Below are 13048 nucleotides of genomic sequence, written 5' to 3'. Positions count from 1 at the left end.
TTCTTATTTCTTAACCGCTTGTTTCAAGCTTTCCCATTCGTCCAGATCGTGATGCAGCTCGGTTGCGGGAACCTTCGGTGCGGGAACTTGTCCTTGCGGAACCGGTTCCGACACGTAAACGAAGTCGCCCGTTCCGTCCGGCGCCGAACCGGTTGCCCACAAACCTTCGGAAGACTCTGTGCCTTCCGACAAGTTCCAGAATTCAAATGCGTGCGGCTGCGATTCGAGCTCCGCTTCCGGCGGGAAGGAAGCCGGAACTACGACACCGTTCTTCTCTTCCAGCTCCTTGATCGCGGCCATCCACTGATACTGATGGTAACGGTCGCGGGCAAGCATTTTACGGAATGTGGCACGCACGCCTTCGTCTTTGGTCATGTGGTACAAGCGTGCCACTTGAAGGCGGCCCTGGCTTTCCGCGTGAAGATTGGAGCGCATGTCCGCAAGCAGGTTGCCGCTCGCCACAATGTAACCGCCGTTCCACGGCACGCCGAGGGAGTTGGTCGGCAGGCCGCCCAATCCGCTGACGAGGAGATGCTGAGGGTTAATACCGCCCATGATAGCTGCCGTCGCAGGGTCCTTCGCCGCTTCGGCCTGATCTTCCGGAGAAGCGCCGTCCAGGAGCTGGCTGATCAGGGAGCACAGCATTTCGACGTGTCCGATCTCCTCCGTACCGATATCCATTAACATATCTTTATATTTTTCTTCTCCGCGGCAGTTAAAACCTTGGAAGAGATATTGCATCATGACAGTCATTTCACCGAATTGTCCACCCAATACTTCCTGCACTTGACGGGCCAGCATAGGGTCCGGCCGGTCTACTTTTACCTCGAACTGCAATTCTTTCTGATGACGGAACATAAGTTAACTTCCTCCTTCGATTTCAGATGCCAGAAGAAAATAAAATAACATTTTATCGCTTCCCGACTTTTAATTACCCGTTAGCTTTGTGCCAAAACAAAAAAAAAGGAAATTTACAGAAAATAATTTTTCCGCCGTTTCAAAATCGGACACATTCTTTTCCCCATATGTACCGGGCAGACGCACCTGACAATTTGCACGCCCATTCACATGATTTCGGAGCTTTGGAGAAAACTATCCGGGAAAGTAAGAACATGTTCAGCGGAGAGGTGAAACGGAAAGAAAAGAAGCGAGGTGAGGTGATAAAAACAATGGGCAGATGGATAAGAAGTCTTTTCCTGCTTCTGGCAGCTGGTGGAATTTTACTCGTTCCGGAAGCGGCAGCCATGCGGCAAGCCGTTGAGCCCGGAGACCACGGGAGCATTGTGCTTTCCGTCCAATCGACGCCGGATGCGCTTTACCGGAGCGAAGCCGGGACTGAGCTGAGCGCGGGCCGCCTTTTCGGCAGCAGCGTACATCGCAAGGCGGCGTTCTTTCCTTTTACGGATACGGTTGTAAAGGTGAGGGAGAGAGGCGGAGAACGCATCTATCCGGTCAGCCCGGCGGGAGAGATTTATGACTCCATGGAGCATGAAGTGATCCGCCCGGACGAATCGCACAGAAAAGAACTTGTGAGGAAGATCAAAGCTCTTCGCCAAAAACATTACGGAGAGCTGGTTTCCTGGAATGATGCGCAGAAAGAAATTCCCCGTCTGGCCCGATTCGAGGTGCTCGATCTGCAAACCGGGCTCACGTTCCGGGTTCAGCGCAGAGCCGGCCGGCAGCATGCGGACGTGCAGCCGCTAACGAAGAAGGATACGGAGGTTATGAAGACCATCTACGGGGGAAAATGGAGCTGGGACCGCCGGGCGGTTCTCGTCCGGTTTAACGGGAAAAGCTATGCCGCTTCCATGAACGGAATGCCGCATGGCGGAGACGGCATTCCGGAAAACGGGTTCAGCGGACATTCCTGCATCCATTTTGCCGGGAGCACGACCCACAAGTCCCGCTCCAAAGATACGGTGCACCAATTTATGGTCCACCGTGCCGCGGGCCAGGCGGATAGCTTTGCCGGACAGGCTTCTCCGCAGGAATTGGCGGATCTCGTTGTCGCGGCCGTTCACCAGCATGATGACGCTTTGCTGGATCTGCTGGTCCGTTCGCATAACCGCGGCCTGCTCCAAGAGCTGAAGAGAGACAGCCGGTCTTTCGTTTCCGTACGCAGATTATCGGAATGGGAGCCGGAAGATGCGGGCAAGCCTGAACTGGAGTACGCTTATGAGATTCCGGCCGAGCTCGCTTTCGAGGAAAAGGGAGAACGCCCGCGCAAAGCGATTTGCCGCTTCGGCTTCATCCGCGCTTCTTTGTACGACCCATGGGAATTGACCCGATTTCAATACCCGGAGCCGGACCGTCCAGGAAAGCGCAGCGAAAGCGGACGTGACACCCGGTAAAAAAATGAATGCTGCCGCGGGGATCAAACATGAACAAAAGACAACCGCTTTTGAAGTTAAAAAGATGGGCGCTGATATGGCCGGCAGCTCTTTGCCTGCTGCTGATACTGCTGATTGTGCCGATGCCGGGAAATGCCGCGGGAGCGGACATACCCGGACCGATTCCGGAAGACACGATAGAGCCCGTCATTCCTATCGCTGCGGACCGGGGGCCGTTCTCGATTGAGGTATATCCTCTGAAGCACAAGCTTGTCGTATTTAAAGACAAGAAGCATTATAAAACTTACCCTGTCGCGGTCGGGAACCTGGCAACGCCTACGCCTGTCGGCGAATATCGGGTGATCTATAAAGGCAAGGACTGGGGGCCTGCTTTCGGACCGCGCTGGCTGGGACTTAACGTTCCGTGGGGAGCGTACGGCATCCATGGAACGAATAAGCCGCATTCCATCGGCCAGCATTTGAGCCACGGCTGCATCAGGATGAGAAACCGCGACGTGGAGGAGCTTTACGACCTCATTCCGATCGGCACGAAGGTGACGATCGCGGGGCATGTTCTGGGAGATCCCGGCCATGAACCGAGAAAGCTTGCCCAAGGAGATATCGGGGCGGAAGTCCAGCTCATCCAGAACCGGCTGAAAAGCGCAGGCTATTACGGCGGAGTCTGCAACGGGAAGTTTCTGGCTTCGACGTCCGAAGCCCTGCGGAGATTTCAGCGGGATCACGGGCTCAGAGCGGACGGTGTCGTATCGCTAAGCGTTTATGAAAAATTGGGCTTGCTGGAATAAAAGAGAGAACCCTCCCGACCGTCACGGTCAGGAGGGTTCTCTCTTTTTATGTACGGCTGGGCGCACGCAAATGAATTCATCCGGCTTCCTGACCGTCTCCTTCGCGCATAAAATGGCTGAGTTCCCGCAGCCGGATCGTAAACCGGAATTCCGTTCCGACAGTCCGGCCGGGAACGGCCCAAATCCGGCCGTCCATAAGCGTAACAAGCTTGCGGCAGATGGCAAGCCCCAGGCCCGTACCTTCATATTTGCGGTTCGGGGCCCCGTCAAGCTGGGTGAAGGGCTGAAACAGACGGTCGAGCTTGCTGCAGTCGATGCCGATCCCGGTATCGCTGACGGCGAATTCGAGGAGGCAGTCTTCTTCGCCGCGTTCCGAGAGCCGGACTTCGAGAGAAATAAGGCCCTGATCCGTAAATTTCACGGCGTTGCCGATTACATTCACGAGAATCTGGCGGACACGGCCGTAATCGCCGACAAGTGTTTCCGGTACCGCGGGGTCAATGAACGTGTCCATGGCGAGTTCCTTATTGCGGATAATGATCGCAAAGAAGTCGAGGCACTCCCGGATAAGCTCCCGAAGCTGAAAAGGCTCCTGGTGGAGCGATATGCGTCCGGCTTCCATTTTGGACAGCTCCAGAATGTCGTTGATGACTCTCAACAGCGCCTGCGAGCTTTTGGCCTGAAGCGCCAGTAGCTCTTGATCGTCGGGAGATTCCGCCGACTCCGCCAGCAGCTGGTTAATCCCGATAATGCCGGTCAGCGGCGTCCGGATTTCGTGGCTCATCGTGTCGAGAAACTCACTCTTCATTTTGACAGCGCTTTCAGCTAACTCTTTAGCCCGGCGCAGTTCTTGCTCAACCACGATCCTGTCGGTTATATCTTTCGATACGAAATAAACGAGCAGCTGCCGGTTATGTTCGAGCGGAAAAACCGAGGTGCGGTGATATTTTCGCACTCCCTGCTTCGTAAGGATGGAAACTTCGATTTTGGAGGCTTGTCCTTGAGACGCTTCCGAGAGGGCGTTCATGATTTTCACCTTATCGTCCCGGGAATAAAGAAGCTCCTGCAGGGTGAGAACCATAAGCTCCGCTTGCGTATAGCCCGTGTTGTCGTAAACGGACGGAGTTACGCTGACGACTAACTTTTTGACGGGATCCATGCAGACGACCAGGTCGGGACTGTGCTCGAACAGCGCGGTATATCTCTGCTCGTTGAACCGCGAGGCGGTAAGGACCTTCTGGCGGTCCCGGTACAGGACGAACACAACCCAGAAAAGCACGCAGAAGGTCGTAAAACCGACAAGAACCGTCAGCAGCGTATTCCCGATAATGGAGCTGTTTGTAAGAGAAAGCTCCCGGTCCGACGGTATAAAAGCAGCTCCTGCCATCGCCGTGTAATGCATGCCCGCTATAACGCCTCCGGCGAGCAGGCTTCCCCCGATTTTCCAGGGTGAAAGCAGGTTATAGTCAGGCAGCCCGCGCGCGTAGACCGCCAGCGACAGCATAAGATAAGAGGCGATAAGGGCCAGTATGACCGATACGAGCAGGCTCCCCGGCGTCTGGTGGTACACGGCCTGTATTTTCATGGCAAGGATGCCGGAGTAATGCATGGAAACGAAGGCAAGCCCGGCCAGCAGGCCGACGGCGCTCAAAAACCATTTTCCGGGTTTGCGGTCCTGGTCCAGAATGAGCAGCGACAGGAAAACGGCAAGAACAGGCAGTATTAAAGAGACGGCGAGCAGCGGCAGATGATAATGAACTTCGAAAGGGAACTTCATGGCCAGCATGCCCAGAAAATGCATGGACCAGAGGCCTAAACCCGTTACGACAGCGGTCAGCAGCATTTTACGGAAAGAGCGGCTGCCCCGGAGCAGACGGTCGATCATGTCCAGCGCGGTGTAGGAGGTTGTCACGGACATCAGGATCGAGAGAATGACCAGCAGCACATCGTAATTCCCAGCTTCATGTTGCATTCGCATATCTCCTGTATTCGTATTCCTGTACTTTCATAGTAAAGGATGCAAGGGTGGGAAGTCTACCCGAAATCACTTCTTTTTCGACTAAAAATTACAAAAACAAGCATAAAACTAGGAAAAATAAGCTAAAATAAACCGCTTACATCAAAAATCTCTTGATCTTATCAAGTATTTATTAATCTCCCGGGACGAAAATTTTGTTTTGATCCCCGTAAAATTCCTTGGTAGACTGTAAGGAAAACTTCGCGATTTTAAATCACCTGGAGGCAAAATCATGTCCATCCGTGCCCGCCTGCTCGCTTCTTTCACTCTGCTGCTCGTGACCACCGTACTGCTTTTCACGGCAGCCGCCTTTATCGTCACGACAGCCGTAACGGGGGACGTGAGGGGCATTTCATCTTTTTACAACGTTCATCTCCGGCTGAAGCCGCTTACCCCCGAACAGGAAACGCTTTTCCTGGATCTAAAGCATCTTTCCAAAACGAAGCCGGAGGAGCTGCTCCTGCCGGACATCTACAAAGAATACGACTTTCAGCTCAAGGTTGCGCACGCCTCTCTTCTGATCCGCAAAGGGACCGGCAGCGCGTTTATTTCTCCGGGTCTGGCGGAAATGCGGATCGACGCCCTTCTTCCTCCGTACGAATCGGAAAACGTGCATATGCGAAGCACGCTGCAGGCGGGAAAAAACTTTTTCGGCTACGCGAAGTACGACTTCCGGTTTGCGGACGGGGAGCCGGGGAGGCTGTTCGTTTTCCGGGAGGTCAGCCCGTTCGCGGTTCTGATGAGCAAGCTGCTGCCTCTGTTCGTGTCGGTTTTGTTTCTGCTGCTCGTAGGCTCGAACATTTACATCTATCTGTTCCTTACGAGACGGATGATCCGGCCGCTTAACCTGCTGCGGGCTTCGGCTGCACGCATCCAGCGGGGAGATTTGTGGTTCCGGATTCAGCCGGGCGACGATGAAATCGGCCAGGTATCCGCGGCTTTCGAGGAGATGAGAGGGAAACTTCAGGAATCCGAGGAGCTGCAAAAGCAGTACGAAACCAACCGCAAGGAACTTATCGCCAACATTTCGCATGATTTGAAAACGCCCTTGTCCGCCATACGCGGCTATGTGGAAGGAATCCGGGACGGGGTGGCGGATACGCCCGACAAACTGGAGAACTATGTGGATATCATATACAGCAAAGCGGAAGAAATGGATCATCTTATCGAGGAGCTGTTCCTCTATTCCCGGCTGGATTTGAATAAAGTCCCGTTTGCCCTGCAGGAGGTGGATCTGACGCGTTTCGTCGCGGACGTGGTGTATGAACTGCGTTTCGAACTGGAAAAAGAAGGCGTCGGACTGGCAACAGGCGGAAACCCGCCTGGACCTTTATACGTCCGGATGGACCCCATGCATATGAAAAGGGTCGTGAACAACGTCGTCGGAAACAGTCTGAAGTTCATGGAGCAGCCGCAAAAAACGATTGCTTTCGAACTCCGCCGGGACGGGGAAACGGCCGTGCTCGAAATAACCGACACCGGTCCGGGAATCGATCCCGAGGCGCTTCCTCACGTATTTGACCGGTTTTACCGGGCGGAAACGTCCCGTAACCGGGAATCGGGCGGGCAGGGGCTGGGGCTGGCCATCGCCAAACAAATTGTCGATAACCACGGGGGAAGCATATATGCGGAGAATGTTTCGGAGGGCGTGTCAGCGCGTCATCCGCAGACAGGTACGCGCATTGTAATCCGGCTTCCGCTGCTGAAAGGAACTCATCACGATGAAAAAAATTCTGATTATTGAAGACGAGGCGTCGATCGCCCAACTGCACCGGGATTATTTGAATTTGCACGGGTTTCAGGTCGAGATTTCGACCCGGGGGGACGACGGGCTGCACAAGGCGCTTACGGAAAGCTACGATCTGATCGTTCTGGATCTGATGCTTCCGGGAAAAGACGGCTTCGAGGTATGCCGTCAAATCCGCTCAGCCATGGAAGTGCCCATTCTCATCGTATCCGCACGGAAAGACGAGTTCGATAAAATCCGCGGACTGGGCATGGGCGCCGACGATTACATGACGAAGCCGTTCAGTCCGGGCGAGCTGGTTGCGCGCGTGAAGGCGCATTTGACGCGTTATGAACGGCTGGTCGGGCTGAAGGAGACGGCGCCGGGCGAAATCCGCATCCGGGAACTGGCTATTGAACCGGAATCCCGCCGTGTTTACATCCGGGGCAAAGAGGTGCCGCTTCCCGCCAGGGAGTTCGATCTGCTGCTGTTTCTCGCCAGGCACCCGAACCGGGTTTTCCGCAAGGAGGAAATTTTCGAGAAAATATGGGGGATGGATTCGATGGGAGACATCGCGACGGTGACCGTACATGTGCGGCGTATCCGCGAGAAAATCGAGGCCGATCCCTCCGCGCCGGAATATATCGAGACGATTTGGGGAGTCGGCTACCGGTTTTCGGGTTAACTCGTGAACTGTTTAGAAAAAGCTGTTTAGAAAAAGTTTCGAATTTGTTTCCGGGGAGTTTAGTTTCGTTCTGTAGGATGAAATCATGAACTTAACAATCACCTTACAGGAGGAACTTTTATGAAAAAAACGCTGCTTCAACTGCTGACGGTTTCGGCCGTAGCCGCTTCGGTCCTGCTTCCCTTGAATGCCGCTCCCGCTTCCGCCCAATCCGGCCAGACTCCGGCCGCATCCGTGAACGGTGAGCTTGCGCCGGCAGCCGGGCATTACTCGGACCATGGGAAACTGATGCTGACCCAGCAGGAGCTTGTCAGCCGGATCGCCCAACTGACGGAGAAGAAACCGCTGGTCATTCAGCAGTGGCTGAAAAATTACGAACCCGATGCGCGTGTCACTAGAGGTGAGGCGGCCCGGATCGGCATGAAAGCGATCGCTCATATTCCTTCGGAGCACGCCGCGGTGACAGATATCAAGGTACTGTCCTCCGCAACGCTCGAAATCACGTTCGATTCTCCCTTGACGGCGGCCGACGTGAATCTGGACAAAGCGAAAACGAATTTCCGGTTCGATAACGGAATGACGATCCGCAACGTTCCGCAGCTTAAGAACGGAGCCCGTTCCACGTATGTGGTGCCCGTCACCGTTCAGCAGCCCGGCAAAACATACACGCTGACATACAAAGGCAAAGCCGCCGGCAAGTTCACGGGCTCCGCCCATACGGTAAAACTGGCGGCAGCCCGGCAGGTGACGGCAGATACGTTCGAGCTGGAATCGTTCCGCAAAGACGGAGTCGTCGATTACGGTTATGTGGTCGAATCGTACTTCGGCACGCGCGGCGGGCTGGAAATGTACCTGAACGACCGCAACGCAAGCGGCGGAAAATCGTACGATATCATTTCCTCTCTCCGCGATATGTCCGTCACTCTCACACCGGAAGGCGGGCAGCCTATCCGCGCCGCGTATGTTCCGTATACGCAGGCAACGGATGACAGACAGGCGCCGAAGTTCCGGCTTCCGGCGGGACAGATCCTGACTCCCGGGGTAAAATATACCGTAACGTCGGACTGGGCGACCGTGACGGAAGGGTCCTTCACTGCCCGGACGGCGGCACCGCTTGTGATCGCGTCCGCAAAAGCCGTCAGCCCGGCCTCCGTCGACATCACGCTTACGGCCGACCCGCGTGACGAGCTGTTCTCCGGCCGCAGCGTAGAGCTGACGGACGGGGACGGCAAGAAGCTGACGGCCGTCTACAAGGTAACGAGCCGCAAAGGGGCGGTCGGCACGTTCGATCTGCCTGCGGGCACGCAGCTGAGTCCCGGCAAGTCTTATACCGTGACGGCTTCCGGCGCGTGGGCAACACAGCAGGGCAAGATCGTTTTGAATACCGATGCTCTGAAAAGCAGCTAAACTCACGCTTTCGACAAGACCTCTGCGGAGGTCTTTTGCCTATATGGATTAAGGAGGCGGCTGCCAATGCTCGTAAGGTTTAACAGCTTCATTCCGGTTCTGATCGTCCCGGTCGTGGTCTCCGCGATGCTGACCGGATGCGGGAATGCCGGCGGCCCGGAACCGGGAACGGCGCAAACGCCGGTTTCTCAACAATCGCAAGTACAGAAAACGGAGGGGGATGGAAAGATGGAGATGTCCAATGAAAAAAACAAGCGTCTGCTCGATGCGGCTGCGAAAGGCGACACGGACAAAATCCGGGCGCTGATCGGGGAAGGGGCCGATGCGGACGCGCGGGACAGCCGGGGGAATACGGCGGTTATGGCCGCCGCGATCAACCGCCAGCCCGAAGCCGTCCGGCTCCTGCTGGAAGCCGGAGCGGATGTGAATATCCGCAACGACCGTTCCGACAATCTGTTTCTCTATGCCGGAGCCGAAGGGGATATGGAGCTGCTGCGGCTGGCCATATCCGCCGGTGCCGATCCCGCCCTCACCAACCGGTACGGGGGTACGGCGCTCATTCCCGCTTCGGAACGGGGGCATACCGACATCGTGAGGGAACTGCTTACCCGGACTCAAGTGGACGTTAACCACGTGAACCGGCTCGGCTGGACCGCGCTTTTGGAAGCCGTCATCCTCGGTGACGGGGGAGAAGCTCACCAGACGATAGTCCGTCTGCTGCTGGAGCACGGGGCGGACGTGAATCTGCCCGACGGGGACGGCGTTACGCCTTACCGGCACGCGGTCTCCCGTAATTTCGGGGCAATCGCCGCGCTTCTGGAAGCGGCCGGAGGCCGGTAAAAAGTAGACTGTCCCCATTTGTCATCTTCATCCGTTGGTGGTATCGTAGAATGATAACCGACTAACATGATAGGGATAAAGCATTCCAAACGGGGGATAGATACATGGCTAACATTGCAACGAATTTGACGCAGCTGATTGGCAACACACCGCTGCTGGAGCTGGTGAATTACGGCAAGAAACAGAGGGTGGATGCGCGGCTGCTGGCTAAGCTGGAGTACTTTAATCCGGCAGGCAGCGTAAAGGACCGCATCGGATACGCGATGATCAAAGACGCGGAAGAGAAGGGGCTGCTCCGGCCGGATTCCGTCATTATCGAGCCGACGAGCGGCAACACGGGCGTCGGTCTCGCTTTCGCGGCCGCGGCTCTCGGCTACAAGCTCATCATCACGCTGCCGGAGAGCTTCAGCATCGAGCGCAGGAAGCTGCTTGCGGCGTTAGGCGCCGAGCTTGTGCTGACACCGGCGGAAGAGGGGATGTCGGGCGCGATCCGCAAGGCGGAGGAGCTCGCGGCCGATCTGCCGGGAGCCTTCGTGCCGCAGCAGTTCGAGAATCCGGCGAACCCGGACGTACACCGCCGGACGACCGCCGAAGAAATCTGGCGCGACACGGACGGCGCCGTCGATATTTTTGTCGCCGGGGTCGGTACGGGCGGCACGGTTTCCGGAGTCGGGCAGGCGCTGAAAGCGAAAAATCCCGCGGTGAACATCGTCGCCGTGGAGCCGGCGGATTCTCCTGTCCTGTCCGGCGGGAAAAGAGGCATGCACAAAATCCAGGGAATCGGAGCAGGCTTCGTGCCGGGTAATTTCGATTCCTCCGTCGTCGACGAAATTGTGACGGTGAAGAACGAGGAAGCTCTTGCGGCGGCACGGCTGCTCGCGAGAAGCGAAGGGCTGCTCGTCGGAATTTCTTCGGGGGCGGCCGTTCATGCGGCTTCCGTGCTGGCGGAGCGCCCCGAGAACAAGGGCAAGACGATCGTAGTCCTGCTGCCGGATACCGGGGAACGCTACCTGTCTACCGATTTGTTCCAGGAAGAGTAGCACAGGGCTGATCTTCGGAGCCGCATAAAATACTTAAGGCAGCCACCTGAATCGTGGCTGCCTTATTTGGCGTCTTATGCGTTCCGGCGAATGTCTTACAAGCCTTGTTCCGCCGCATAGCGGCCCCAATGCGGCCTTCTGCCGTCCACATCGCTGAAGCCGTATTCGTCGGACAAGCCCCAGCTTGTCAGCACTTTCCCGGACTTTGCGAATTTATCGGGGTCGGCCGCAAGCGCGGCGATCCCCCGTCCGATAAAGAACGGCGTTTCGGACTCGCTGTAATGAGGCTCCTGCGCGATGGCGTCTCTCCAGTTTTCTTCCTTGACGCCGAAATGATCCAGCATCGCTTCCGAGCGCAGAAATCCCGGTGTGACGGCTGCCGCCGTTACCCCGTACGGCCGCAGATCCGCGGCCATCGCCTCCGCCAGATGGATGGCGGCAATTTTGGCCAGACTGTAATACAAGTTCCCGCGGTACCGGTAGTCGAACCCGTCGGTGATTTCGAGAATCATGCCCTGCTTGCGGGACGCCAGTAAAGGGGCTCCGTAATAGCTGGTGAGCATATGGGAATGAACCGCGCGCTTCTGTATGAGAAGTCCGTCCTGCAGAGAATGTTCCCAGAACGTTTTTCCCCACTCGGTCAAAGGATCGCCGCCCCACACATCGTTCACCAGGAGATCCAGCCGGCCGTTCTGCTCCAGTTTGACTTGTTCGAACAGCGCCTTGACATCTTCTTCTGACGTGTGGTCAGCGCGGACGGCGATTCCCCGCCCTCCTTTAGCGGTCACAAGCTCCGCCGTTTCCTCGATCGTTTCGCTGCGGCCCATGTCGGAAAGGGCTCCCCGGATACTGCGGCCCGTGCAGTACACGGTCGCTCCCGCCTCCCCGAGCATGGCTGCAATGCCCCGTCCGACGCCGCGCGTCGCTCCTGCCACTACGGCGATAGTGCCTTCCAGTGCTTTCGATTTCATCGCGATCTCTCCTTTTGTGTTCCAATGAATAGCGGATTGCTGTATCTGTGCAGGCAGCGGATCGATTAGCCGCCCGCAAGCTGTACCCAGTATAAGAGGGGATATATGACAACCTTTGTCATAATTGTTATAGTAAATTTAAGGCAAGCCCCGCGCCGTTCGGAACTGCCGATCGGGATAAACCGCTGAGGAAAAAGAACGTCCAGGAACGCCTAAAGGGAAGGAAAGAGGAATAACGATGAGAGCCGACCGATTGCTGTCTCTTTTATTATTGCTGCAAAACCGGGGGAAAATGTCGTCCCGCGAACTCGCCGAGAAGCTTGAGGTGTCGGAACGGACCATTTTCCGGGACATGGAGGCGCTGAGCGCGGCGGGCATTCCGGTTTATGCCGAGCGGGGTTCGGGCGGCGGATGGTCCCTGACGGAAGGATACCGCACCCGGCTGACCGGCATGAAAGCGGAGGAAATCGCAACGCTGCTGATCGCAAACTCGTCCGCCCTGCTGACGGATCTCGGCATGAGCGGCGAATACGACAGCGCATTCCAGAAGCTGCTGGCGGCTTCGCCCGAGTCCCTGCGGCAGGAAACGGAGCGCGTCCGGCAGCGCATCCATATCGACGGTGCTGGCTGGCACCGCTCGGTGGAGCAGCTTCCCCATCTTCCGCTCGTCCAGGAAGCGGTGTGGGAGGAGAGGAAGCTGCGCATTCGCTACCGGCGCGACGACCGGATCGCGGAGCGGATCATCTGTCCGCTCGGCCTCGTCGCCAAAGGCAGCATCTGGTATGCGGCTGCCGAAACAGAGGGAGAGATGAGAACCTACAGAATCTCTCGGCTGCTTGACGCGGAGCTCTTGGAGGAACGTTTTACAAGGCCGCCGTCATTCGATCTCGCCGAGTACTGGGAGGAGTCGCTTAAAGATTTTCAAGCGCGGCTGCCTCGTTACCCCGCACAAATCAGGATCAGGGAGACGGTGTTTCACCGCTTTTCCAGAGAACGGTTTGCAAAAGTACGGCAGCCATACGAAGAAGATAACGGCTGGGTGAAAGCTGACGTCGAATTCAATACGCTCGAATCAGCCCTGGGGATCCTGCTCAGTTACGGGAGCGGGGTCTATGCTGTCACGCCGGAAGAACTTCGTTCGGGATTAATCGCGGAAACGAAAAAAATAAGGCGGCTTTACGACAAGGACGAATAAGAACTAGGAATAAGATGTTTCGGATGGTAAA

The 13048-nt window shown here is 56.4% G+C and carries 11 protein-coding genes; 8 read left to right on the top strand and 3 right to left on the bottom strand.

All coding sequences use genetic code 11. The annotated features are described in order from the left end of the window. Positions 1-3: 3 nt before the first annotated feature. Entirely contained in the window at positions 4-858 is an 855-nt protein-coding gene (locus tag C4S74_RS08995) for a manganese catalase family protein (protein WP_103995002.1), read from the bottom strand. A gap of 311 nt (positions 859-1169) precedes the next feature. Here C4S74_RS08995 and C4S74_RS08990 point away from each other — a divergent pair, with 311 nt between their 5' ends. Next, the gene (locus C4S74_RS08990; RefSeq protein WP_258042441.1) at positions 1170-2351 is read left to right on the top strand and encodes a hypothetical protein; all 1182 of its coding nucleotides are present in this window, start codon (positions 1170-1172) and stop codon (positions 2349-2351) included. Between the two features lie 122 nt (positions 2352-2473). Next, positions 2474-3136: a L,D-transpeptidase family protein gene (locus C4S74_RS08985; RefSeq protein WP_103995323.1), complete on the top strand. Its 663-nt coding sequence runs from the start codon at positions 2474-2476 to the stop codon at positions 3134-3136. Positions 3137-3212: 76 nt separating this feature from the next. On the opposite strand, the gene C4S74_RS08980 is transcribed toward C4S74_RS08985, so the two are convergent. Continuing rightward, positions 3213-5108 carry an MHYT domain-containing protein gene (locus C4S74_RS08980; RefSeq protein ID WP_103995001.1) on the bottom strand — a complete coding sequence of 632 codons (1896 nt, stop codon included), beginning with the start codon at positions 5106-5108 and terminating at the stop codon, positions 3213-3215. A 277-nt stretch (positions 5109-5385) separates the two neighbouring features. Between C4S74_RS08980 and C4S74_RS08975 the strand changes: the two genes are divergently transcribed. The 5 genes from C4S74_RS08975 to cysK all read left to right on the top strand — a co-directional run bounded on the left by C4S74_RS08975 (position 5386) and on the right by cysK (position 10851). Then, positions 5386-6897 carry a cell wall metabolism sensor histidine kinase WalK gene (locus C4S74_RS08975; RefSeq protein WP_103995000.1) on the top strand — a complete coding sequence of 504 codons (1512 nt, stop codon included), beginning with the start codon at positions 5386-5388 and terminating at the stop codon, positions 6895-6897. Beyond that, on the top strand, positions 6875-7564 hold the full coding sequence (locus C4S74_RS08970; RefSeq protein WP_103994999.1) for a response regulator transcription factor: 690 nt from the start codon (positions 6875-6877) through the stop codon (positions 7562-7564). The genes C4S74_RS08975 and C4S74_RS08970 overlap by 23 nt, the downstream gene beginning before the upstream one ends. Before the next feature lie 120 nt (positions 7565-7684). After that, entirely contained in the window at positions 7685-8971 is a 1287-nt protein-coding gene (locus C4S74_RS08965; protein ID WP_103994998.1) for a hypothetical protein, read from the top strand. 66 nt (positions 8972-9037) lie between these two features. Further along, entirely contained in the window at positions 9038-9811 is a 774-nt protein-coding gene (locus C4S74_RS08960; protein WP_103994997.1) for an ankyrin repeat domain-containing protein, read from the top strand. A 104-nt stretch (positions 9812-9915) separates the two neighbouring features. After that, positions 9916-10851: a cysteine synthase A gene (gene cysK / locus C4S74_RS08955; protein ID WP_103994996.1), complete on the top strand. Its 936-nt coding sequence runs from the start codon at positions 9916-9918 to the stop codon at positions 10849-10851. A gap of 95 nt (positions 10852-10946) precedes the next feature. Here cysK and C4S74_RS08950 read toward each other — a convergent pair whose 3' ends face one another. Continuing rightward, positions 10947-11822 carry an SDR family oxidoreductase gene (locus C4S74_RS08950; RefSeq protein ID WP_103994995.1) on the bottom strand — a complete coding sequence of 292 codons (876 nt, stop codon included), beginning with the start codon at positions 11820-11822 and terminating at the stop codon, positions 10947-10949. Positions 11823-12060: 238 nt separating this feature from the next. On the opposite strand from C4S74_RS08950, the gene C4S74_RS08945 reads away from it, so the two are divergent. Continuing rightward, positions 12061-13017, top strand: a complete 957-nt coding sequence (locus C4S74_RS08945) for a YafY family protein (protein WP_103994994.1) — start codon at positions 12061-12063, stop codon at positions 13015-13017. The last annotated feature ends 31 nt before the right edge of the window (positions 13018-13048 follow it).

The organism is Paenibacillus sp. UNC499MF (assembly GCF_900107975.1).
Classification (GTDB): Bacteria; Bacillota; Bacilli; order Paenibacillales; family NBRC-103111; genus Paenibacillus_F.
Note: the sequence above shows the minus strand (reverse complement) of the source record. Positions and strands in the feature narration are given on the sequence as shown.

Bases quoted from the DNA above. Each gene is read 5' to 3' on its own strand.
- C4S74_RS08995 (WP_103995002.1), bottom strand. From the start codon at position 858: ATGTTCCGTCATCAGAAAGAATTGCAGTTCGAGGTAAAAGTAGACCGG.
- C4S74_RS08990 (WP_258042441.1), top strand. From the start codon at position 1,170: ATGGGCAGATGGATAAGAAGTCTTTTCCTGCTTCTGGCAGCTGGTGGA.
- C4S74_RS08985 (WP_103995323.1), top strand. From the start codon at position 2,474: ATGCCGGGAAATGCCGCGGGAGCGGACATACCCGGACCGATTCCGGAA.
- C4S74_RS08980 (WP_103995001.1), bottom strand. From the start codon at position 5,108: ATGCAACATGAAGCTGGGAATTACGATGTGCTGCTGGTCATTCTCTCG.
- C4S74_RS08975 (WP_103995000.1), top strand. From the start codon at position 5,386: ATGTCCATCCGTGCCCGCCTGCTCGCTTCTTTCACTCTGCTGCTCGTG.
- C4S74_RS08970 (WP_103994999.1), top strand. From the start codon at position 6,875: ATGAAAAAAATTCTGATTATTGAAGACGAGGCGTCGATCGCCCAACTG.
- C4S74_RS08965 (WP_103994998.1), top strand. From the start codon at position 7,685: ATGAAAAAAACGCTGCTTCAACTGCTGACGGTTTCGGCCGTAGCCGCT.
- C4S74_RS08960 (WP_103994997.1), top strand. From the start codon at position 9,038: ATGCTCGTAAGGTTTAACAGCTTCATTCCGGTTCTGATCGTCCCGGTC.
- cysK (WP_103994996.1), top strand. From the start codon at position 9,916: ATGGCTAACATTGCAACGAATTTGACGCAGCTGATTGGCAACACACCG.
- C4S74_RS08950 (WP_103994995.1), bottom strand. From the start codon at position 11,822: ATGAAATCGAAAGCACTGGAAGGCACTATCGCCGTAGTGGCAGGAGCG.
- C4S74_RS08945 (WP_103994994.1), top strand. From the start codon at position 12,061: ATGAGAGCCGACCGATTGCTGTCTCTTTTATTATTGCTGCAAAACCGG.